The sequence below is a fragment of the Aeromonas sp. 159 genome (assembly GCF_963862045.1).
GTDB lineage: Bacteria > Pseudomonadota > Gammaproteobacteria > Enterobacterales > Aeromonadaceae > Aeromonas > Aeromonas veronii.
In genome coordinates, this window is sequence record NZ_CAWLMI010000013.1 from 30,317 (window position 1) to 52,190 (window position 21,874).

Sequence of the window (21,874 nt, forward strand, 5' to 3'; positions counted from 1 at the left end):
ATATGCTGACTTTATCCGCCAAAAACGGTAATGTTACATGTAACATCCACGCTGGACACCCTTATGAGCCCCACCCGCAAGCGCCGCCCCACCCTGCAAGATATCGCCGACCAGACCGGCGTGACCAAGATGACTGTCAGCCGCTATCTGCGCGACCCGCAGACCGTGGCGGAGGGGACCCGCGAGCGGATCGCGGCCGTGGTGGAAGAGCTGGGTTATATCCCCAATCGGGCGCCGGATATTCTCTCCAACGCGACCAGCAAGGCGATCGGCATCCTGATCCCCTCCCTCTCCAACCAGGTATTCTCTGCGGTGATCCATGGCATCGAGTCGGTGACCCGACCGGCTGGTTACCAGATCCTGCTGGCCCACTACGGCTACAGTCCGGAGCGGGAGGAGGAGCAAGTCGCGTCCCTGCTCTCCTATCACGTGGATGGGCTGATCCTCTCCGACAGCCAGCACACAGAGCGCACCCGCAAGATGATCGCCACCGCCGGCATTCCGGTGGTGGAGACCATGGATCTGCCGCAAACCCCCATCGACATGGTGGTCGGCATGGACCATAGAGCCGCGGCCCGGGCCATGGTAACAGATATGCTGCGCCGGGGCCGACGCAAGGTGGTCTATCTGGGGGCGCGGCTCGACGTGCGCACCCAGCTGCGGATGGAGGGGTACTATCAGGCGATGACCGACTTCGGCCTCACCGGCCAGCATCTGCTGACCGAACAATCCTCCAGCTTCACTCTGGGGGGTGAGCTGCTGGATCAGGCGCTGGTACGCTATCCCGACCTCGACGGCCTGTTCTGCACCAACGATGACCTGGCGGTGGGCGCCCTGCTGCAGTGTCAGGCAAAGTGGATCCCGGTGCCCCAGCAGATCGCCATCGCCGGTTGCAACGCTCTCGACATCGGCCACGCCATGACCCCCAAACTGGCCAGTATCGCCACCCCGCGGGAAGCGATCGGTCGGGAGGCGGCCACCATGCTGCTGGCTCGTCTCAACGGCCAATCCCAACCCGACACCCGCAAGGATATCGGCTTCTCCCTCTATGTCGGGGAGAGTCTTGGGTAATCCCTTCCCTCACCCACTTAAGTCACGCTGATAGCAAACAGGCCACCCGAGGGTGGCCTGTCTGGTTTTTCTGCACAACTGATGCTTAGCGTTTTACCAACTCAACCGCCTCGCGGGAGAGGCGGGTCACCTCTTCCCAGTTGCCGCTCTTGACCGCATCGGCCGGCAGCATCCAGGAGCCGCCGACGGTGGCGACGCACTTGAGCGCCAGATAGTCGGCCACGTTTTTCGGGCCGATACCGCCGGTCGGGCAGAACTTCACCTGGGGCAGCGGCGCGGCAATGGCGGAGAGCGCCTTGGTGCCGCCGTTCGCTTCGGCCGGGAAGAACTTCAGATGGTCATAGCCCGCTTCCAGCGCCTGCATCACTTCAGACGGGGTAGCGACGCCCGGGATCAGCGGTGCAGTGCTCTTGGCCGCGTGGGCCAGCAGGGCCGGGGTCATCCCCGGGGAGATGACGAAGCGGGCACCGGCAGCGACGGCTGCGTCAAACTGCTCGCAGTTGAGCACGGTACCGGCACCGACCATGGCATCCGGCATCGCCTTGGCGATGAGGGCGATGGCATCGAGGGCCACCGGGGTGCGCAGGGTGATTTCGAAGACAGAGATGCCGCCGTCGAGCAGCGCCTTGGCCATCGGCAGGGCCTGATCCAGCTCGTTGATAACCATCACGGGTACCAGCGGGGAGGCGGCAAACACCTCGGCCTGGGTCACTTTCCAGTTCTGCATAGCTCTTCCTTAGTCAAAGATGGTAGCGCCACACTCGGCGCTCGATACCGCGCGACGCATCACGCTGAACAGTTCACGGCCCCACCCCTCTTGTTCCAGAGTGAGGTCAATCTCGGCCTGGGTACGGCCACTCAAATCGGTCAGGCAGTCGAGGCTGCCGTTTACCGCATCAACCCGCAGCAGGTCGCCGTCAGCAAGCAGGCCGATGGCCCCGCCGTGCAGCGCTTCCGGGGTGACGTGGATGGCGGCCGGGATCTTGCCGGAGGCACCGGAGAGGCGGCCATCGGTGACCAGCGCCACCTTGTAACCCGCCTTCTGCAGGTTGCCGAGCACCGGCATCAGCTTGTGCAGCTCCGGCATACCGTTGGCGGCCGGGCCATTGTGGCGCACCACGATCACGGCATCCTGATTGAGATCGCCCGCCTTGTAGGCCGCTTCCACCGCATGCTGGGAGGAGAAGACCCGCGCCGGCGCTTCGATGACCCGATACTCGGGAGCCACGGCGGAGACCTTGACCACGGCGCGGCCCAGATTGCCCGCCAGCAGCTTGGTGCCGCCGGTGGCCTGGAATACGCTGCCGGAAGGCGACAGCACGCTCGCATCGCCGCTCTCGCCCACCGGCTGCCATACCAGCTGGCCATCGACCAATGCCGGACGGCTGAGGTAATCCTGCATCTCGCCAAAGACCGGGGTGGCATCCATGTGGATCAGCCCCTCTTCGGCCAGACGGCGCATCAGGCCGGGCACGCCGCCCGCCTGTTCGAAGGCGTTGACGTCGGCTGGGCCGTTCGGGTACATGCGAACCAAGAGCGGCACCACGTCGGAGAGATCGCTGATGTCATCCCAGGTCAGTACCAGACCGGCCGCACGGGCCAGCGCCACCATGTGGATGCTGTGGTTGGTGCTGCCGCCGGAGGCGAGCAGGGCCACCAGACCGTTGACCAGCGAGCGCTCGTCCAGCACTTCGCTCAGCGGGCGATAGGCCGGGGAACCCGGGATCATGGCGCTGATGCGGCGTGCCGCCTCAACGGTCAGGGCATGGCGCAGCTCGCTGTGCGGATGGACGAAGGCAGAGCCCGGCAGCATCAGGCCCATGGCCTCGAACACCAGCTGATTGGTGTTGGCGGTACCGTAGAAGGTGCAGGTGCCCGCCGCATGGTAGGCGCCGCACTCCATCTGCAGCAGGGCATCGCGGCCCACTTCACCGGCGGCGTACTGCTGGCGAACCTTCACCTTCTCGTCGTTGCTGATACCGCTCGCCATCGGGCCGGCAGGAACAAATGCCGTCGGCAGGTGGGCGTGGGAGAGCGCCCCCATGATCTGGCCCGGGGCGATCTTGTCGCAGATGCCGAGCAGCAGGGTAGCATCGAAAGTGTTGTGAGAGAGCGACAGCGCGGTTGCCTGAGCGATCAGGTCGCGGGAGAAGAGGGACATGTCCATCCCCGGCTGACCCTGAGTCACCCCGTCGCACATGGCGGGCACGCCGCCAGCAACCTGAGCACTGTGGCCCAGCTCGGCCAGCGCGCCCTTGATGATATCCGGATAGCCCTGATAGGGCTGATGGGCACTCAGCATGTCGTTGTAGGCGGTGACGATGCCGACGTTGGCACGGGTCATGTCGAGAATGCGACCCTTCTCGTCACTGCTGCAGGCGGCCACGGCGTGGGCCAGGTTGCCACAGGCCAGTGTGGCGCGGGTCTTGCCCTGCTCGGCCTGACGCTGGATGCGGGCCAGAAATGCCTGACGACGGGCGACACTGCGCTCGCGGATGCGGGCAGTGACGTCGGAAATTACCTTATGAATCATTGGGCTTGCTCCAATGCTGTGACGGCGCGGTCAACCACCTGTTCGAAGGTGCCGTCGATATCGATGTGGAATACACCGGCTTCGCCATCCGGGCGCTCCAGAGTATCGAACTGACTTTGTACCATGCTTTCGCGCATGAAGTGGCCCTTGCGGGCACGCATCCGCTCGAGGATTAGCGGTTGGCTGCCGTCGAGGAAGATGAAGCTGACCGACTCGTTGCCTTCGCGGATCTGGTCGCGGTACTTCTTTTTGAGGGCGGAACAGACGATGATGCCGGTCTCGTTCTTCTGCTCGAGACTGTAGGCGGCGTCGCGGATCCGCTCCAGCCAGGGGGCGCGATCCTCATCGTTGAGGGGGTTGCCGCCAGCCATCTTCTGAATGTTGGCCTTGGGGTGGAGATCATCACCATCGATGAACTTGGCGCCCAGCGCTTCTGCCACCTTGAGGCCCACGCTGGATTTACCGCTGCCACATACACCCATCACGATAATGCACTTACCCGCCATAATTTGACCTCTGTCCCACTTTTCAAAAAACCAGCTGTTGATGGGTTCTAATCTAGCACGTTACCGGTAACATGTTACCGGTAACGATTAAAAATGTGAAGTCTGCCACAGACTGAGCAAACCCATAGTCACCTGGGCATATGATGTTGAGCCCTTGCCATAAATCTAAATAAATCATAAAGATATGGTTTGTCGACGGATCGACAGGGTGTCACTACCGAACTTGGATTAAGGAACGCATAACAATGTCTGACCTCTCCCTGATCATGACGGCCGCTGGCTCGATCGTGCTGCTGCTCTTCCTGGTGATGAAGGCTCGTCTGCACGCCGTCGTCTCCCTCATTCTGGTCTCCATGGTGGCCGGTCTTGCCGCCGGCATGAACCCGGCCGACATCGCCGCCACCATCCAGAAAGGGATGGGCGGCACCCTCGGCTTCGTCGCCGTGGTGGTGGCGCTGGGTGCCATGTTTGGCAAGGTGATGGAAGTGACCGGCGCCCTCGACCGGGTGGCTCACACCCTGCTCGGCAAGTTCGGCGTCAAGCGCGCCAACTGGGCCATGGCCCTGACCGGCTTTGTCTGCGCCCTGCCGCTCTTCTTTGACGTGGCCGTGGTGCTGCTGATCGGCGTCGCCTTCGCCATCGTCCGTCGTGGCGGCGGCAGCGTGGTGAAGATCGGTATCGCCCTGCTGGCGGGTATCGCCACCTGTCAGGCCTTCCTTATTCCGGCGCCGGGCCCGATTCTGGTCGCTTCCCAGCTGGGTGCCGACTTCGGCTACATGATCCTGTTCGGCCTGATCGCCGCCGTACCGGCGCTGATCCTGGCAGGCCCGCTGTTCGGTGACTTCATCAGCAAGATCGTCGATGTGCCGCTGCCCGCCGATGCCCAGAACAGCGTCCACGATGACAGCAAATCCCTGCCCTCCTTCGGGCTGGCCATGGGTCTCATCGGCCTGCCGCTGCTGATGATCGGCCTCAAGACCATCGTCGGCCGCTTCGTCGAGGCGGGCTCTACCCTGCACAACTGGCTGGAGTTCATCGGTCACCCCTTCACCGCCATCATGGTCGCCTGTCTGGCCGCCTTCTATCTGCTGGGTATTCGCCGCGGCATGTCCCGTGACGAGGTGATGAGCGTCTGCAACAGCGCCATCCAGCCGGCCGGCGTCATCATTCTGGTTACCGGTGCCGGTGGCGTGTTCAAGCAGGTGCTGGTTGATTCCGGCGTGGGTGCCGCCCTTGGCAACATGCTGGCCGACTCCGGTCTGCCCATCGTCGCGCTGGCCTTCATTCTGGCTGCCGCGGTGCGGGTGATTCAGGGCTCTGCCACCGTCGCCATGCTGACCGCCTGCGGTCTGGTGCTGCCGATGCTGGAGCCGCTCGGCCTGAACGGTGCCCAGCTGGCTGCCGTCACCATCGCCATCGGCGGCGGTGCCATCGTGCTCTCCCACGTCAACGACTCCGGTTTCTGGCTGGCCAACCGCTACCTCGGCCTCTCCGAGAAGCAGACCCTGCAGACCTGGACCGTGATGGAGACCATCATCGGCACCACCGGCGGCGTGATGGCGATGATCATTTACAGCTTCCTCTGATCACTGTCGATACGCACAAAAAAGGCCTCACTTGTGAGGCCTTTTTCATCTTTCTGACGATTCTTTCTTTGGCTGAGAGGGCGAGATTGCTAGAATCGCCTATTCATCGCTCCGAGTGGAACGCTTAACCCCGTGATTTCAGGTCTCTCTATGCATTCATCGGCCCATTATCGACAACTGCTGACACGCCTGCCCCAGATCGCCGTCGCGGCAGACCAGTTTGAAGTGCTCTACAGCGCCAAGGATTTCAAGCGCCGCATTCTTGCACTCATTGCCAGTGCTACCCAGCGCATCTATCTGGTCGCGCTCTATCTGCAGGATGACGACGCGGGTCGCGAGATCCTCACCGCCCTCTACGAGGCCAAACAGCGCAACCCGGCTCTCGACGTCAAGGTGTTCGTCGACTTCCACCGTGCCCAGCGCGGCCTGATCGGCAAGGGCAAGCAGGGTGGCAACCACCTGATGTATCAGGAGATGGCTGCCCGCTACGAGCACAAGATCGAAATCTACGGCGTACCGGTGAAGGGGCGCGAGCTGCTCGGCGTGCTGCACCTCAAGGGCTTCATCTTTGACGATGCGGTGCTCTACTCCGGTGCCAGCCTCAACGACATCTACCTGCACCAGCAGGATCGCTACCGCTTCGACCGCTATCACCAGATCATCAGCCCGGAGCTGGCCCGCAGCATGGTCAATTACGTGGATGACCTGTTCGTGAAGAGCGACGCCGTGCAGCGACTGGATCGCAGCGACGTGCCCAGCGCCAAACAGCTGAAGGGGCCGATCCGCCGCTTCAAGCTGAGTCTGCGTCAGGGGCAGTACCGCTTCGCCACCATGCCGGTCAACACCCAGGAGGTGGCCATCACCCCGATGGCGGGTCTGGGCAAGCGTAACAACCAGCTCAACCAGATGATCCGCAATCTGGTGCGCTCCACCGAGCGGGAGATCTTCATCTGTACCCCTTACTTCAACCCGCCCAAGGAGTTGAGCAAGGATATCGAAGATCTGCTGCAGCGCGGCTGCAAGGTAACCATTGTGGTGGGCGACAAGACCGCCAACGACTTCTTCATCCCGCCGGAGGAGAAGTTCTCCACCATCGGCGGCCTGCCCTATCTCTACGAGACCAACCTGCGCAAGTTTGCCGAGCGCAACCAGCATCACATCGATGATGGTCGTCTCAACCTGATGCTCTGGTGCTGCGAGCGCAACTCCTACCATCTCAAGGGGATCTTCGTGGATGACGAGTGGGCCCTGCTCACCGGCAACAACCTCAACCCGCGTGCCTGGGCGCTGGATCTGGAGAACGGCCTGCTGGTGCACGATCGTCGCCACCACCTGCGTCCCCAGTTCAATGCCGAGCGGGAGAACATTCTGGCCAACACCAAGCGGATCAGCCACTTCGATCAGGTAGAGCAGATCCACGACTACCCGGAGCAAGTGCGCAAGCTGCTGGGACGGATCCACCGGGTCAAGGCGCATCTGCTGCTCAAGCGGATCATCTGACCCGGGGGCGCGCAGCGCCCACCCAGCCCAACGGCAATCAGACCAAGGCCTCCCGTTTTCGGCAGGCCTTTGTTATATCCGTCATCTCCCCCGCGTTGGCGACTCAGCCAGCAGCAACTCGGCTTGCATCGGCCCCTCAACAACCCCTATCATCTGGACATATTTACAGTGTTTTCGGGCATCTAATTGATGAAATTGGATAAAATTCCTCTCGACAGCCTCAAGGGTGTCGGCAGCAAGATGCAGGAGAAGCTCGAGCGGCTGGGACTGGCCACGGTACAGGACCTGCTGTTCCACCTCCCCCTGCGCTACGAGGACCGCACCCAGGTGTGGCCCATCGGCGATCTGCCGCCCGGCCTGCACGGCGCCGTCGAGGGGGAGATCCAGGACACTCAGCTGGTGATGGGGCGCCGCCGCATGCTGGTCTGCCGTATCAGCGATGGTACCGGCACCCTCACCCTGCGCTTCTTCAACTTCACCGCCGCCCAGAAGAACAGTCTGGCGACAGGCCGCCTGATCCGCTGCTTTGGCGAGGTACGCCCCGGCAAATACGGGCTGGAGATGGCCCACCCCGAGTACAAGCTGCTCGGCGAGGAGCAGGCCGGCCAAACCGAAGAGGCGCTCACCCCCGTCTACCCGACTACCGAAGGGTTGCGCCAACTCACCCTGCGCAACCTCACCGATCAGGCGCTGGCCCAGCTAGACCTCTATGGCGTCGAGGAGCTGCTGCCCGCCGGCCTCTATCCCCACCAGATTGAGCTGGCCGCAGCCCTGAAACTGCTGCACCGTCCGCCCCCCTCGGTGGCACTGCCACTGCTCGAAAGCGGCCAACATCCGGCCCAGCAGCGGCTGGTACTGGAGGAGCTGCTGGCTCACAACCTCTCGGTACTCAAGGTGCGCGCTCAGGCACAAACCCAGCTGGCCCGCGCCCTCAAACCGGCGCCCGCGCTGGTCGAACAGCTGCTCGGCGCCCTGCCGTTCAAGCCCACCGGCGCCCAAAGCCGGGTGGTGGCCGAGATAAGCAAGGATCTGCAACAGAGTCACCCCATGATGCGGCTGGTGCAGGGTGACGTAGGCTCCGGCAAGACCCTGGTCGCGGCGCTGGCCGCCCTGCAGGCCATCGGCAACGGCTGTCAGGTGGGCTTGATGGCGCCGACCGAGTTGCTGGCGGAACAGCACGCCATCAACTTCGCCAAATGGCTGGAGCCGCTCGGCATCGGAGTCGGCTGGCTGGCGGGCAAGCAGAAAGGCAAGGCACGGGAGGAGGCGCTGGCCGCCATCGCCGATGGCAGCGTCAAGATGGTGGTGGGCACCCACGCCATCTTTCAGGAGCAGGTGGTGTTCCAGCGTCTGGCGCTGGTCATCATCGATGAACAGCACAGATTCGGGGTGCATCAGCGCCTCGCCCTGCGCGAGAAAGGGGAACGTGAGGGGGTGCATCCCCATCAGCTCATCATGACCGCCACCCCCATCCCCCGCACCCTGGCGATGACCGCCTATGCCGACCTCGACACCTCGGTCATCGACGAACTGCCGCCGGGCCGAACCCCCATCACCACGGTCGCGCTGCCCGACAGCCGGCGTGGCGATGTGATCGAGCGAGTCAAGCTCGCCTGCACCGAGGGCAAGCAGGCCTACTGGGTCTGCACCCTGATCGAGGAGTCGGAGGTGCTGGAGTGTCAGGCTGCCGAGGATACCGCCGCCGAGCTGCAGAACCTGCTGCCCGGCCTGCACATCGGGCTGGTGCACGGCCGGATGCGTCCGGTCGAGAAACAGCGGGTGATGGAGGAGTTCAAGGCAGGCATACTGCAACTGCTGGTCGCCACCACCGTCATCGAGGTGGGGGTGGATGTGCCCAACGCCAGCCTGATGATCATCGAGAACCCCGAACGGCTCGGGCTGGCGCAGCTGCACCAGCTGCGCGGCCGGGTCGGACGCGGAGCGGTAGCCTCGCACTGCGTGCTGCTCTATCATGCCCCCTTGTCCAAAACGGCCCAGAGCCGGCTCGGGGTGCTGCGTGAGACCAACGATGGCTTCCTCATCGCTCAGCGCGATCTGGAGCTGCGCGGCCCGGGGGAACTGCTCGGCACCCGCCAGACCGGTCTGGCCGATCTCAAAATCGCCGATCTGGTGCGGGATCAACCGCTTATTCCGCAGGTACAGAAGATGGCGCGCTTCCTTATGGATAGGCATCCGAGTCATGTCGAACCCTTGATACGGCGCTGGCTTGGCTTACGGGATCACTATTCCAATGCCTGACCTGCGGAATCACGCTGCCAACGCCTGATCACTCAACCAATACAGGAGGAAAGCACTTATGAATTCCTGGCTACGCGGCCTGCTCTACACCTTTGCCTTCCTGCTGCTCTTTGTCTGGGTTGCCCTCGGCCTGTTCGACGCCGAGCGCGCCAAAGGCCCCATCGCCAGCTGGCTCAGCCAGCAGACCGGCGTGCCGGTTACCATAGGGCGACTGGTATTCAACCCGCTCCACCCCTACACCCTGCTGGCGGAGCAGGTGCGCTACGGCGATGCGGTCTCCCTCGACAAGATCTATCTGGAGATCGAGAGCATCGACTGGCTGAGCCGCGATGTGCGGATCGCCCATCTCGACCTCATTCGCCCCGCCATCAAGCTGCCGCTGCCCAACCAGCTGCCCAGCCTGCCGGTGCACTCCCTCACCATCAGTGACAGCACCATAGACCGGCTCAGTCTGGAAAGCCCCGAGCTGACCCTGCGCGGCCTCAATGCCACCCTGAGCGACTGGGAGCTGATCGACCCGAAACGGCAGCCACAGGCCAACCTGAGCCTCAATATCGGCCAGCTGGAGACCCCACAATTCACCTTCGCCCGTCTCAGCCTGCAAGGACGGCTGGAAGGGGAAGTGCTGCGCACCGACAAGCTGGTGACCAACCTGTTCGACGGTCTGCTGGAGACCGGCATGGTGCTGGACTGGCCCGCTCGCACCCTGCAACTGCACGATCTCAAGGCGCGCGGCATGCGGGTGGAGCTGGGGGATCTGACACAGCAAGGCTTCCCACAGCGCTTCCCGTTGCAAAGCGTGTCGCTGGATCGCGGTCAGCTGGATGGCGTCAGCCTCAACGACATCAATCAGGAGCTCTCCTTCAACAACTTCAGCGGCCAGCTCACCGCCTTCAACTGGCAGGCGGGCAACCAGCCCACCGGCTATCTGAGCGGCACCTTGGGCGACATGGGTCGTGGTCTGTTCCAGCTGGAGGAGATCAAGGGCAAGCTCGCCTTCTCGCCCCAGCAGATCGATGGCGAACTGCAGGGCAAGGCCTATGAAGGGGAGTTCAATGTCGAGCTATCCCTCGATACCCAGCAGCAGAAGCTGACCCTGAAAGACGTGGCGCTAAGCGGCATGGATATCAGCCTGCCGCAGGGTTGGTGGCAGGATTGGCAGAGCTGGCGCCCGCAGCAGGTCGATATCCGCAAGCTGGCGTTTGACAAGCTCAAGGTGCTCTCCTTCGACGATACCCTGCCCCTGTCGCTGACCGGCTGGCAGCTCTATCTGAGCGATCTCGCCCTGCGCGATAACCAGCCAGGCCCGTTGCTCGGCCGTGCTCGTATCGAGAGCAAGTGGTTCGAGCTGGTGTGGGATGGACTCAGCGCCCGCAACGGCGAGCTGGATGGGGAGCTGACCCCCAGCTCCTGGCAACTGGGAAAACTCACCAGCTCGCTGCCGGATGAGGGCACCCTCAGCCTGAGTGGCCAGTGGGGCCGCGAACCGGGCCAGAGCAGCCGCCTCCAACTGCAGGCGACCAAGCTGGATCTTGTGCAGTGGGGCAAGATATTCCACTCCCCTGTCTCGTTCGCTGGCAAGGCGGACGTGAGCGCCGACCTGCAAGCCGAACACGGCAAAACGGCGGGCGAGTGGCGCCAGACCCTGCAAGGCAGCTTTGCCCTCGATGCCGACGAGCCGTTCTGGGACAAGGTGAAGATAGATCCGCTGCTGGATGAGTGGTTCAAAGGGACGACCCCGCCCACCCTGACGCCGGATCAGCTGTGGCAGGCGATGCAGGAGGGTGACACCCCCTTCTACCGCATCAAGCTGCAGGGCAAGATCGACAAGGGGCAACTGCAGATCGAGCAGGCTGGCGCCTCCACCATCACCCATCTGCTGGCGCTGCAAGGGGGGATCGACCTGGTCAACGAACAGTGGCAGCTCGATCTGGGAGTGCTCAATGGCAACCGCTGCGCCGAGCTGCTCGGCCAGTGGCGCGGGCCGCTGACGGAACCCACACTGGCCTGGAGCTTCCCGCAGAAGCAGGACGCCTGCGGCTGGGAAGTGGGAGTACGCTATCCGCCGCAAGGCAACAGCGCCCCGCTCTGGCGACCGGCTCCCGCGCCGAAAGCCCAAAACCAGGCCCAAGTGCAGACCCAAGCCGGGCAGACAAGCGACAGCCAGCAAGGGTAAAAACAGACAAGGCCTCATGATGAGGCCTTGTTGTTTGATGGGGAAACGACGCGGTTACTGGCCTGGGCGGCGGGGCGGCTGCACCACATAGTGGCCGCAAAACTCCGCCGCCAGCTTGCTGCCGCTGAACAGCTGGATCTTGAGGCTGAAGGTGGCAGGCTCGCCCCGTTTGAGCGGCTGCAGCACGGCGGGCATCCCCTCGCGGGCCACTCGCGCCTCGGGCTCCTCATCGACCGGGCCATGATATTTGATGGTGCTCTCGGCCAGCACCGGCTCGCCCACCAGCCCCTCCTCTTTAAGCTGCAGCCAGATCAGCCCCCAGCCCGCCAGCACGCACTGGCTGTAGACACTGCCGGCGAACATGCTGCCATGCACGTTGAAATTGGCCGCCAGATTGGCCTTGAGATGGAAGGTCTGGCCGTCGTAGTGGCTGATGTGCATCCCCATCTTCTCGCTGATGGGTACCCCGCGCGACCAGCGGGTGGTGAGATCCTGACACCACTCCGGCCGGTACTGGATAGTCTGCAACGGGCTCAGGGATTTGATCATCTGGCGATGGGGAATGCGGCCAAAGGAGACGGGGCCGCCCCCCACTTCGAGAAAACCGCACTTGCGATAGAACTCCACCGCCTCTTGACGAGCGTTCATCACCAGCCGTTTCACCTTCTCGCTGCGGGCCAGCTCCTCGAGATCCTCCACCATTCGGGCGCCCAGCCCCTGGCCACGATATTCCGGACGCAGCGCCATAAAGCGGATCTGCGCCTCATCGCCGCCGATAAAGAGGCGACCCACCGCGATGGGGGTGCCATCGGGTGCCAGCATCAGCCGGTGAATGGCAACCGTGTCATATTCGTCCCGCTCGGAACCGACGGGCAGATTGAAGGGCTTACGCAGAAGTTCCCAGCGCAACTGGTAGTAGGCATCCAGCTCGGCGACTGTCTGAGGGGTGACTACCCAGTACATAGTTTCATCCTTGAGTTACACTGGTCGGAAACCATCTTGCCGTGCAAATTCATGGACTTCAATCTGCAAGCGTACCAAGCCGATCACTTGTTGCACCTCAGCGTCAAACCCCAGCGCCGCCTCACGGTACAGGAAAATGACCAGCACCGCTGGCTGGAGATAGACGGCGTGGTGCAATCCGCCATGTCGCTGGCCGACCCCGCTACCCTCTGTCTACCCCATCAGCGGGTCATCGCCTGCCTGCTGCCGGAGCGGGCTGAGCAGATCCTCGAACTGGGGCTGGGTGGCGGTGATCTCACTCGCCATCTGAGTCAGCGTTGGCCCGATGCTCGCCACGAGTGCGTCGACCTCGACGAAGAGGTGCTGACCGTTTATCAGCAGTTTTTCCAGCATCAGGAGAGCGATGAACACGCCGCGCCGGCACTCCATCAGGCCGATGCCCTCGCCTTTCTCGAGCAGAGCGAGCAGCAGTACGACCTAATCCTGCTCGATCTCTTCAGTCAGGATGGCAACCCGCTGTTGTTGTTTCAGGAACGGCTCTACCGGGCGCTGGCTCCCCGCCTCTGCGGCACTCTGGTCATCAACCTGTTGCCACGCACCGAACTGGAGCTAACCCACGCCCTGACACTGATAGAACAGTGGATTGGCCCGGCTACCCCCTACCCGGTCGCGGGGCTCATCAACGTGATCGTCCACGTCATACCGCGGGATCAGGCATCCTCAGACCTGTAGCCAGAAGGTCACCGGGCCGTCGTTGACCAGCGCCACCTTCATGTCGGCGGCAAAACGCCCGGTTGCAGTCGGAATGCCGCTGGCTGAAGCCTTGGCCACGAAGTAGTCATAGAGCCGCTCGGCCTCGCTCGGGTGGGCGCCGCAGGAGAAGCTGGGGCGCATCCCGCTCTTGGTGTCAGCCGCCAGGGTAAACTGGGAGACCACCAGCAGACTGCCGCCGATCTGGCCGACATTGAGGTTCATCTTGCCATTCTCGTCGGAGAAGACCCGATAGCCGCTCACCTTGTGCAGCAGTTTGTCGGCTTTGGCCTCATCATCCCCCTGCTCCACCCCGAGCAGCACCAGCAGTCCCTGACCGATGGCGCCGGTCACCTCCCCCTCGACAGTCACGCTGGCCTCGCAGACCCGCTGAATCAGTGCAATCACATCCCTCTCCTTTGAAAACAGAACGACCGCCCCGGCTCGATTGCAGGGGCGGTCGTCGATGCTACCAATAAACCGGTGGGCAAGGCGATGGCTTAGCCAAGCTCCTCGCTCGCCGGTTTCTCGTACTCGCCGAGGCAGGCTGTGGTCTCCGCACCGAGCAGCACCACCAGCCAACTCAAATAGACCCAGACAAACAGGATCGGGATGGTCGCCAGCGCGCCATAGATGGCCTGATAGGAGGGGAAGCTGGTGATGTAGATGGCAAAGCCGCGCTTGGCCAGCTCGAACAGGGTCGCCGCTACCAGTGCGCCGATAAAGGCGTGGATCAGCCGCACCTTGCAGTTCGGCACCACGGTATAGACCAGCAGGAAGGTGAGCACCGAGAAGAGGAACGGCAACCCACGCAGCAGCAGATAACCGATGCCGAACAGGCTCTCGGCGCCAAACAGCCGCAGGGAGAAGATGTAGGAGGAGATGGCGATACTGGCCCCGATAAGCACAGGCCCCAGGGTCAGGATCATCCAGTACATGGCAAACGCCTGTGCCAGCGGGCGGCCCTGGGTCGAACGCCAGATGTAGTTGAGGTTCTTGTCGATGGCGGAGATCAGCATCAGTGCCACCACCACCAGCGCCCCGATCCCCACCGCCGTGGTGTTGGTAGCATTGGCGACGAAGCCGTCGATGTACTCCTTGAGCACCTCTCCCGCCGTCGGCACGAAGTTGTGGTAGACGAACTGCTCCATCGCCTGTTTGAGGCTCTGGAACACCGGGAAGGCGGACATCATGCCAAACACCACGGCGATCATCGGCACCAGTGAAAGCAGGGTGACATAGGCCAGATAACCGGCGGTAACCGTCAATCTGTCCTGCTGGAAACGGCCCCAGACAAACTGGGCAAAGTGGCGACCATCATGGCGCAAGAAGGAGAGGGCGTGGGCCAAACGGCCGCTGACAGGCTGCTGCATCTTGATTCTCGTTAGCGTCATAGTGGCAATATTGTGTCAGAGGAGAGCGCTGTTTGACCACCTTTGCACCCGATTTGCCTCGATCTGCCCCAACCTGTCGCCCGGATGGCGTCTCTGGCTATCGCCAGAAGCAGAAATCAAAACGGCCCCGCTATGGGGCCGTTTGCAATGCCGGATTACAGCATGTAGTCCGCGGGCAGCTCGATGCGGGCGACGCCGGAGGCAACCGCCGCCAGCGCCACGGCGCGGGCTACGCGCGGCAGCAGACGGGCATCCATCGGCTTGGGAATGACGTAATCCTTGCCGAAGGCGAGCTCGCTGACCCCGGCGGCGGTCAGCACTTCGGCCGGCACCGGCTCCTTGGCCAGCGCGCGGATCGCCTCGACCGCAGCAATCTTCATGGCATCGTTGATGCGGCTGGCGCGGGCATCGAGGGCACCGCGGAAGATGAAGGGGAAGCAGAGCACGTTGTTGATCTGGTTCGGGTAGTCGGAGCGGCCGGTGCCCATGATGAGGTCGCTGCGTACGGCGTGGGCCAGCGCAGGCTTGATCTCCGGGTCCGGGTTGGAGCAGGCGAAGATCACCGGATTGGGCGCCATCAGTGCGACCGCTTCGGCGGGCAACACATCGGGGCCGGAGACGCCGACAAACACATCAGCCCCTTCGATGACATCCATCAGGGTGCGCAGCGGGGTCTCGTTGGCGAAGCGCTGCTTGTACTTGTTGAGATCGCTGCGGCCGGTGTGGATAACACCCTGACGATCCAGCATGAAGATGTTGTGCGCTCTGGCGCCACACTTGATCAGCAGATCCATGCAGGCGGTCGCGGCAGCCCCCGCCCCCATGCAGACGATGCGGCTGTCGCTGATGAGCTTGCCCTGGATCTCCAGCGCGTTAAGCAGACCGGCTGCGGTGACGATAGCGGTACCGTGCTGGTCATCATGGAACACCGGAATATCGCAGCGCTCGATCAGCGCCTGCTCGATCTCGAAGCACTCCGGCGCCTTGATATCTTCCAGATTGATGCCGCCGAAGGTATCGGCGATAGCCGCCACCGTGTCGATGAACTGCTGGCTGGTCTCGTGCTTCACCTCGATGTCGATGGCGTCGATGCCGGCGAAGCGCTTGAACAGCAGGGCCTTGCCCTCCATCACCGGCTTGGAGGCCAGCGGCCCCAGATTGCCCAGACCCAGAATGGCGGTGCCGTTGGAGATGACGGCCACCAGATTGCCCTTGCCGGTATAGCGGTAGGCATCGGCCGGGTTGGCGGCGATCTCGCGCACCGGCTCGGCAACACCCGGGCTGTAGGCCAGCGCCAGATCACGGGCGGTTTCGGCAGGCTTGGTCAGGGCGATGGCAATTTTGCCCGGTACGGGCTGGGCGTGGTAATCGAGTGCTTCTTGACGCAGATCGGACATGGGGGACCCCGATGTGGTTGGTGCAAAAATGAGGTGCCGACAGGGGGCACGCAGAAGGGCGGGGATCATAAAAGAAAGCGGTGGGCATGCCCAGCAGATCATGCTGCCATCAGCCAGATCAGACCAGTTATTTCAGCACCTTACCCCACCCACACCTACCACTTTAGTTATAGATTCTGCCGCATGGGATAAAAATGGAGCAAAAGGGGCGGCAAGTTGGCCTTGCCACCCTTTCTGCCAGTGCTGTAGACCTGACTCAGTTGCCCAGATAGACCGGCAACAGATCTGCCATCGACAGGAAATGGAACAGCGCGGTCGCCAATCCGAACAGGATCAGCAGCCAGGCCATCAGCTTGCCGCCGGGGGTGACGAAGTGGGGAGTCACCTCGCCCCGCTCGGCCCGCGCTCGGGTGCGCAATACCAGCAGTGCCGGGATGATGCAGGTCCAGATGGTGGCGGCGGCACCGGCATAGCCGATGGCCAGCAGGAAGCCGAACGGGAAGAGCAGGGAGAGCATCAGCGGCGGCAGGAAGGTGACCGCCCAGGTCTTGCAGCGACCGGCGCGGCTGTTGTCGAACTTGAACAGATCAGCCAGATAGTCGAACACCCCGAGCCCCACCCCGATAAAGGAGGAGAGAATGGCCGCCATGGAGAAGCCGTTGATGGCGCTGGCCACCTTCTCCGATTCAATGACCCCGGAAAGGGCGGAGAGCAGCACGCTCACATCACCTCCCTTGGCAATCACAGGGGCAAAATCCTGACGGGGCAGGTTGCCGAAGATCCCCAGCAGCCAGAGCACGTATAGCGCCAGCGCGATCAGGGTTCCCCCCAGAATGGCCCATCTGGCCTGCTGCTCGTTCTGGTAATAGGCACGCAGGGAGGCAACCGAGTGGTGATAGCCAAACGAGGTGAGCGCCACTGGCAGCATCGCCATGGCATAGGGGGCGTAGCGACTCTCGCTGCCCGCCAGATCGAGCAGGGTCGGCAGCTTGATACTGCCGAGCAGCCCGGCCACACCGAGGGCGAAACTGAGGATCATGAAGGCGATCAGCACCACCGAAATACGGTCAACGGCGCGAGTCGAGTGCCACACCACCGCAGAGAAGAGCGCCACAAACAGCACGGACGCGAGCTTGCTGTCGATCCCCAGTATCCCCTGCAGGATGGCACCGGAGGAGGTGATATAGGCGTAGAGCAGAATGCCGCCAACAAAGTAGACCGAGAGGTTGTTGAGGAGATTGAGCTTCTCCCCCAGCAGCTCGCGAGTCACGGTATTGAAGGAGACCCGCATATCGTGGTGCTGGAAGGATTCCAGCAGCATCCAGCCGGAGAGGGTCATCATCACCATGGTGACGGTCAGCGCCAGCACCGACCAGAGGGTCCAGGCCCCCGCCCCCGAACTCGGCAGACCGAGCATGCCAGCTCCCACGCAGACGCTGGCAATGATGCAGGCGCCCCCCAAAATTGACGGTTTTTTCTTCATAATCCCTTCTTTTTCTGACTGATTATCTATCCGCGGTAAACAAGACCGCGGCATGATGCCAGCCTTTGCCATGAGACGCCTACCACTATCTGCCATAACCTGGCATGGCCGCCGCATAAAAAATGCCCCGAATGGGGCACTCTATCAGCGGGGATAGTGTGAAGAGGGTTTAATCCATCACCGGGATACCTGCCCTCGCTTCGGCCTGACGGGCGATGGCCTCGGTCATCCCCTGAAAGATAAAGAGGTGGAACGGCAGCATGGCGAGCCAGTAGGCCAGCCCCCAGGCGCCCTGCGGGTGCCAGTGAGCGGTGACCCGGATGCGGGTCAACCCGGACTCCTCCGGCAGGATGTTGAACTCCAGCCGCCCGACGCCCGGGGCCTTCATGTTGAACAAGAGATCGAGCCTGCGCCCCTCATCCACCCCGAGGATCTGCCAGGAGTCGAGCATATCCCCCTTCACGAAGTGATCCGGATTGGTGCGGCCACGGGTGCGGGCGGGGCCGCCGATCAGATGATCCATCCATTCGCGCACCACCCACAGCTCGTTCATGTAGAAGTAGCGCTGCTCCCCCCCCAACTGCTGCAACACCTGCCACACCACCTCGGGAGAGGCGAGGCAGATGGCCTCGCCGCTGGCGGTACGGTCATAGAAGCCATATTCGGGATGGCGCCAGCGCAGGCCGAGCGGCGTCTCCTGCCCCTGCTGTTCGGCACCCAGCTTCTGCTCCAGCGCCAGACTCTCCGCCAGCGCCTCGTCGAAGCTGAGCAGAGTCTGGGGCAGCAGGGCACGCAGCGGGCCGTCGTCGGCCGGGATATCGTGCTTGAGACCGCCCACCAGCGCCTTGGCCACCGGCTGCGGCACCGAGGTGACAAACTGCAGCCACCAGGCAGAGAGGCGCGGACTCAGAAACGGGATGGGAATGATGGGGCAGCGCTTGCCAATATGGGCGGCGAACTTCTGCAACTGCTGCTGATAGCTGAGCAGCTCGGGGCCGACCGCATTGAAGATGCGGCCATCCACCTCGTCGGCTTCCACCAGCCCACCCAGATAGTGCAGCAGGTTGGACAGCGCAATCGGCGGCGTGCGCGAGCGCACCCATTTGGGCGTAACCATCATCGGCAGGTTGAACACCAGATCCCGCATCACCTCGAACGCCGCCGAACCGGGCCCGATGATGATGCCGGCGCGCAGCTCCACCGTCGGCACACCGGAGTCACGAAACAGCTCGCCACAGTGGCGGCGGGAATTGAGATGGCGGCTGTTGCACTGTTCAGGCTGGATCGCCCCCAGATAGATGATGCGGCGCACCCCGGCGGCGCGGGCAGCGGCGGCAAAATTCTTTACCCCCTGCTGCTCCAGCCGATGAAAATCGGCCCCCGCCCCCATGGCATGCACCAGATAGAAGACGGTATCGATGCCCGCCAGCGCAGGCAGCAAGGTGATCGGCTTGAGGCTATCGGCGAGGCGAAACTCGACTCCCTCAGGCAAGCGGCAGGGACGGCGCGCCCCGGCAATCACCTTGTAGCCCAGCGTTTGCAGGTGAGGCACCAGATAGTAACCGATATAGCCTGCCGCTCCCATCACCAGACAATTTCTCATCCTCTCTTCCTCTTCACTTGTTGCGCCCTGCGCTTGGGCAAACGGGCCAGCACCCGCATGCCCATCATCCTGCCACGCCACCACCTTGCAACCTAGTACTAACCACCTCTCTGATTAGTCCGATTTGGTGTTAAGCCCTGCTCATTGACTGGTCGATAACTGACCAGATGTATAGCGCCGAGGGCGAACGTATGCGCATCGATCACTACGACCTCCAGGGGGAGGTGCAATACTGGCAACAACAGGCACAGAGCCGCAAGGTGCGCAACCTCGGACCAGTGCCACCCGTCGTCAATCCACCGGAGGGCAACAACACGGCTGCGGCCGGCGAACGCAGCAGCACTCTGACCCTCACCAGCGCCCTGACGTTGCAAACCGCAAGGCAATCAGCCGCCAGCCAACAAGCTGCAACACCTCCCGCCCCGCCCGCAGCGGACGTAGGCAAAGAGCAGGATGGTATTCCCGACGATGGACTGGATAACCGCCAGCGGCTGATCAAGCTGATGATCGAGGCGATGCTGGGCCACGAGATCGAGCTGCCCAAGCCGATCAAACCCACCGAAGAGGGGGGCGAAGGGGTGACCCAAGTAGAAACCGCAGCTCAGGCCGCCGAGCCGGATCAACTGGTGGAGGTGACAGACACCATGCTGCAACAGGAGCAGCTCAACGTGGTGGCATCGGCCAGCGTAGCGACTCGGGATGGTCAGACTATTCAGCTCGATCTCGGCTTTGTGCTCGACTGGCGCCAGCTGGAGGTGAGCCAGCGGCGCACCACCCTCAATGCCCTCAAGGATCCGCTGGTGCTCAGTCTGGATGGCAAGATTGCCGATCTGACCGAGGCACGGGTCAATTTCGACATCGATCAGGATGGCAAAGAGGATAGCCTGCCGGGCTTGAGTGAAGGCAGCGGCTTTGTGGCGCTGGATCGCAATGGCAACGGCACCATAGACGATGGGGGCGAGCTGTTTGGTGCTCGATCCGGCAATGGCTTCGGCGAGTTGGCAACCCTGGATGAGGATGGCAACGGGGTGCTGGATGAGGGGGATAGCCAGTTTTCAGCCCTGCAGTTCTGGCATCCGGAGCACGCACCTATCGCGCTGGTCGAACTGGGGATCGGCGCCATCCTGCTACGCCCCCTCGACACCCCCTTCAACCATCTGGGGGAGAGCGGCACTCAGGGGGTGCTGCGCCAATCCGGCCTCTATCTCACCGAACAGGGTACAGGAGGCTGGGTGCAGCAGATCGATCTGCGGGTCTGAGCCTTGAAATGAAATCACCCATCGGTCGCTGACGATAACTGCCAGCGACCGGCTCCGGTGCCACCATCAACTCAGCTCGGTGGGGTCGATGTCAAGGCTCCAGCGCACCCGCTTGGTCTCGGGCCAGCCTTCCAGCTCCTTCACCGCCCAATCCAGCAGTTGGGCCAGCGGTGCCCGGTTCGGCCCCTGCACCAGCAACTGCATGCGGAACTTGCCCGCCTTGCGTTCCATAAAACCGCTGATGGGCCCCAGCACCTGAACGTGGGGATAGCGGGCGCTGCGTAGGGTATCGGCAAGGCGAGAGAGGAACAGTTGCACCTCGTCACGGCCGTTGGCCTCGGCCCGAAACAGCCCCTGATAGCTGAAGGGCGGCAACCCCAGCAGGCGGCGCTCTTTCAACGCCGTATCAGCGAAGTGGCCGTAACCGTTCTGGGTCAGATCCTGCAGCAGGGCGTGCTCCGGATGGTGGCTCTGCAGCACCACCAACCCGGGCTTGCTGGCACGACCGGCACGGCCCGCCACCTGGGTGTAGAGCTGGGCAAGCTTCTCGGCGGCGCGAAAATCGGCGCTGAACAGAGCGCCATCCACATCCAGCAGACCCACTAGCGTCACATCCGGGAAGTGGTGGCCCTTGGCCAGCATCTGGGTGCCGATCAGGATCTTGTACTTGCCCGCCTTGATGTCGCCGAGATGGGTCTCCAGCTCCCCCTTGCGACGGGTGTTGTCCCGATCGATGCGCACCACCGGATATTGCGGGAAAACCGTGGTGAGCAGCTGTTCCAGCTGCTCGGTGCCGACTCCCGATCCGATCAGTTCGTTGCTGCCACACTCGGGGCAGTGGTGGGGCAACGGGCGCACGCTATCACAGTGGTGGCAGTGCAGCCGTCGCCCGGCCTGATGCCAGGTGTACCAGGCATCGCAACGCTCACAAGCGGCGCTCCAGCCACATTGGTGACAGATCAGAGCCGGGGCATAGCCACGGCGGTTGAGAAACAGCATCACCTGATTGCCCGCCGCCAGATGCTCTGCCATCAGTTGCTCCAGCTGGGGAGAGAGCCCGGCCTGCAGCCGCACGTTCTTGATATCCAGGATCACCTGACGGGCGGTCTGGGCGTTACCGGCACGGCGAGTCAGGGTGAGATGGTGATACTTGCCGGTGCGGGCGTTGTGCAGCGTCTCCAGCGACGGGGTGGCCGAGCCAAGCAGGATGGGGATACCGGCACGATGAGCCCGCATCACCGCCAGATCCCGCGCGTGGTAGCGAAAACCGTCCTGCTGCTTGAAGGAGCCGTCGTGCTCCTCATCGATGATGATGATGCCGAGGTTGTGAAACGGGGTGAACACCGCAGAGCGAGTGCCGATCAGGATGGCGGCGCCGCCGTCTCGGCAGGCGA

The 21,874-nt window shown here is 62.9% G+C and carries 17 protein-coding genes; 7 read left to right on the forward strand and 10 right to left on the reverse strand.

All coding sequences use genetic code 11. From position 1 onward, the window contains the following. The first annotated feature begins 63 nt into the window (after positions 1-63). A complete protein-coding gene (locus AACR14_RS02900) occupies positions 64-1,071 on the forward strand; it encodes a substrate-binding domain-containing protein (RefSeq protein WP_019445049.1) in 1,008 nt (335 codons plus the stop codon). 85 nt (positions 1,072-1,156) lie between these two features. Here AACR14_RS02900 and AACR14_RS02905 read toward each other — a convergent pair whose 3' ends face one another. From AACR14_RS02905 to AACR14_RS02915, 3 genes are read right to left on the reverse strand one after another with little or no spacing between them, the layout of a single operon-like run. After that, the gene (locus AACR14_RS02905) at positions 1,157-1,798 is read right to left on the reverse strand and encodes a bifunctional 4-hydroxy-2-oxoglutarate aldolase/2-dehydro-3-deoxy-phosphogluconate aldolase (RefSeq protein ID WP_019445050.1); all 642 of its coding nucleotides are present in this window, start codon (positions 1,796-1,798) and stop codon (positions 1,157-1,159) included. A 9-nt stretch (positions 1,799-1,807) separates the two neighbouring features. Beyond that, positions 1,808-3,604 carry a phosphogluconate dehydratase gene (edd, locus tag AACR14_RS02910; protein WP_019445051.1) on the reverse strand — a complete coding sequence of 599 codons (1,797 nt, stop codon included), beginning with the start codon at positions 3,602-3,604 and terminating at the stop codon, positions 1,808-1,810. Further along, a complete protein-coding gene (locus AACR14_RS02915; RefSeq protein WP_005340649.1) occupies positions 3,601-4,110 on the reverse strand; it encodes a gluconokinase in 510 nt (169 codons plus the stop codon). The genes edd and AACR14_RS02915 overlap by 4 nt, the downstream gene beginning before the upstream one ends. 245 nt (positions 4,111-4,355) lie before the next feature. On the opposite strand from AACR14_RS02915, the gene gntU reads away from it, so the two are divergent. The 4 genes from gntU to AACR14_RS02935 all read left to right on the forward strand — a co-directional run bounded on the left by gntU (position 4,356) and on the right by AACR14_RS02935 (position 11,631). After that, positions 4,356-5,696 carry a gluconate transporter gene (gene gntU, locus AACR14_RS02920; protein WP_019445052.1) on the forward strand — a complete coding sequence of 447 codons (1,341 nt, stop codon included), beginning with the start codon at positions 4,356-4,358 and terminating at the stop codon, positions 5,694-5,696. Between the two features lie 150 nt (positions 5,697-5,846). Then, positions 5,847-7,196 (forward strand): CDP-diacylglycerol--serine O-phosphatidyltransferase, encoded by a 1,350-nt coding sequence (pssA, locus tag AACR14_RS02925; protein WP_019445053.1) that lies wholly within the window; start codon positions 5,847-5,849, stop codon positions 7,194-7,196. Between the two features lie 189 nt (positions 7,197-7,385). Continuing rightward, positions 7,386-9,455 (forward strand): ATP-dependent DNA helicase RecG, encoded by a 2,070-nt coding sequence (gene recG, locus AACR14_RS02930; protein ID WP_019445054.1) that lies wholly within the window; start codon positions 7,386-7,388, stop codon positions 9,453-9,455. Positions 9,456-9,513: 58 nt separating this feature from the next. After that, entirely contained in the window at positions 9,514-11,631 is a 2,118-nt protein-coding gene (locus tag AACR14_RS02935) for an AsmA-like C-terminal region-containing protein (RefSeq protein ID WP_019445055.1), read from the forward strand. Between the two features lie 54 nt (positions 11,632-11,685). Here AACR14_RS02935 and AACR14_RS02940 read toward each other — a convergent pair whose 3' ends face one another. After that, positions 11,686-12,594, reverse strand: a complete 909-nt coding sequence (locus AACR14_RS02940; RefSeq protein WP_019445056.1) for a bifunctional GNAT family N-acetyltransferase/hotdog fold thioesterase — start codon at positions 12,592-12,594, stop codon at positions 11,686-11,688. 51 nt (positions 12,595-12,645) lie between these two features. Here AACR14_RS02940 and AACR14_RS02945 point away from each other — a divergent pair, with 51 nt between their 5' ends. Next, entirely contained in the window at positions 12,646-13,326 is a 681-nt protein-coding gene (locus AACR14_RS02945) for a spermidine synthase (RefSeq protein WP_026034896.1), read from the forward strand. Here AACR14_RS02945 and dtd read toward each other — a convergent pair. From dtd to AACR14_RS02970, 5 genes are all read right to left on the reverse strand, one after another. After that, positions 13,315-13,752, reverse strand: coding sequence for a D-aminoacyl-tRNA deacylase (dtd, locus tag AACR14_RS02950; protein ID WP_019445058.1), 438 nt, complete (start codon positions 13,750-13,752; stop codon positions 13,315-13,317). The two genes, AACR14_RS02945 and dtd, sit on opposite strands and share 12 nt — an antisense overlap. Positions 13,753-13,844: 92 nt before the next feature. After that, positions 13,845-14,717 carry a virulence factor BrkB family protein gene (locus AACR14_RS02955; protein WP_019445059.1) on the reverse strand — a complete coding sequence of 291 codons (873 nt, stop codon included), beginning with the start codon at positions 14,715-14,717 and terminating at the stop codon, positions 13,845-13,847. 176 nt (positions 14,718-14,893) lie between these two features. Next, positions 14,894-16,135 (reverse strand): malic enzyme-like NAD(P)-binding protein, encoded by a 1,242-nt coding sequence (locus tag AACR14_RS02960; RefSeq protein WP_019445060.1) that lies wholly within the window; start codon positions 16,133-16,135, stop codon positions 14,894-14,896. A 256-nt stretch (positions 16,136-16,391) separates the two neighbouring features. After that, complete coding sequence (locus AACR14_RS02965) at positions 16,392-17,618, reverse strand: aromatic amino acid transporter (RefSeq protein WP_019445061.1); 1,227 nt, start codon at positions 17,616-17,618, stop codon at positions 16,392-16,394. Between the two features lie 169 nt (positions 17,619-17,787). After that, positions 17,788-19,221 carry a DUF2867 domain-containing protein gene (locus AACR14_RS02970; RefSeq protein WP_019445062.1) on the reverse strand — a complete coding sequence of 478 codons (1,434 nt, stop codon included), beginning with the start codon at positions 19,219-19,221 and terminating at the stop codon, positions 17,788-17,790. A 167-nt stretch (positions 19,222-19,388) separates the two neighbouring features. On the opposite strand from AACR14_RS02970, the gene AACR14_RS02975 reads away from it, so the two are divergent. Then, complete coding sequence (locus tag AACR14_RS02975; protein ID WP_041201814.1) at positions 19,389-20,480, forward strand: hypothetical protein; 1,092 nt, start codon at positions 19,389-19,391, stop codon at positions 20,478-20,480. A gap of 66 nt (positions 20,481-20,546) precedes the next feature. Here AACR14_RS02975 and priA read toward each other — a convergent pair. Further along, positions 20,547-21,874, reverse strand: a 1,328-nt coding sequence (gene priA, locus AACR14_RS02980) for a replication restart helicase PriA (RefSeq protein ID WP_019445064.1), incomplete at its 5' end; no start/stop codon positions are given.

Excerpts from the sequence above, each read along its gene's own strand:
- AACR14_RS02900 (WP_019445049.1), top strand. The coding sequence starts at position 64 with ATGAGCCCCACCCGCAAGCGCCGCCCCACCCTGCAAGATATCGCCGAC.
- AACR14_RS02905 (WP_019445050.1), bottom strand. The coding sequence starts at position 1,798 with ATGCAGAACTGGAAAGTGACCCAGGCCGAGGTGTTTGCCGCCTCCCCG.
- edd (WP_019445051.1), bottom strand. The coding sequence starts at position 3,604 with ATGATTCATAAGGTAATTTCCGACGTCACTGCCCGCATCCGCGAGCGC.
- AACR14_RS02915 (WP_005340649.1), bottom strand. The coding sequence starts at position 4,110 with ATGGCGGGTAAGTGCATTATCGTGATGGGTGTATGTGGCAGCGGTAAA.
- gntU (WP_019445052.1), top strand. The coding sequence starts at position 4,356 with ATGTCTGACCTCTCCCTGATCATGACGGCCGCTGGCTCGATCGTGCTG.
- pssA (WP_019445053.1), top strand. The coding sequence starts at position 5,847 with ATGCATTCATCGGCCCATTATCGACAACTGCTGACACGCCTGCCCCAG.
- recG (WP_019445054.1), top strand. The coding sequence starts at position 7,386 with ATGAAATTGGATAAAATTCCTCTCGACAGCCTCAAGGGTGTCGGCAGC.
- AACR14_RS02935 (WP_019445055.1), top strand. The coding sequence starts at position 9,514 with ATGAATTCCTGGCTACGCGGCCTGCTCTACACCTTTGCCTTCCTGCTG.
- AACR14_RS02940 (WP_019445056.1), bottom strand. The coding sequence starts at position 12,594 with ATGTACTGGGTAGTCACCCCTCAGACAGTCGCCGAGCTGGATGCCTAC.
- AACR14_RS02945 (WP_026034896.1), top strand. The coding sequence starts at position 12,646 with ATGGACTTCAATCTGCAAGCGTACCAAGCCGATCACTTGTTGCACCTC.
- AACR14_RS02955 (WP_019445059.1), bottom strand. The coding sequence starts at position 14,717 with ATGCAGCAGCCTGTCAGCGGCCGTTTGGCCCACGCCCTCTCCTTCTTG.
- AACR14_RS02960 (WP_019445060.1), bottom strand. The coding sequence starts at position 16,135 with ATGTCCGATCTGCGTCAAGAAGCACTCGATTACCACGCCCAGCCCGTA.
- AACR14_RS02965 (WP_019445061.1), bottom strand. The coding sequence starts at position 17,618 with ATGAAGAAAAAACCGTCAATTTTGGGGGGCGCCTGCATCATTGCCAGC.
- AACR14_RS02970 (WP_019445062.1), bottom strand. The coding sequence starts at position 19,221 with ATGAGAAATTGTCTGGTGATGGGAGCGGCAGGCTATATCGGTTACTAT.
- AACR14_RS02975 (WP_041201814.1), top strand. The coding sequence starts at position 19,389 with ATGTATAGCGCCGAGGGCGAACGTATGCGCATCGATCACTACGACCTC.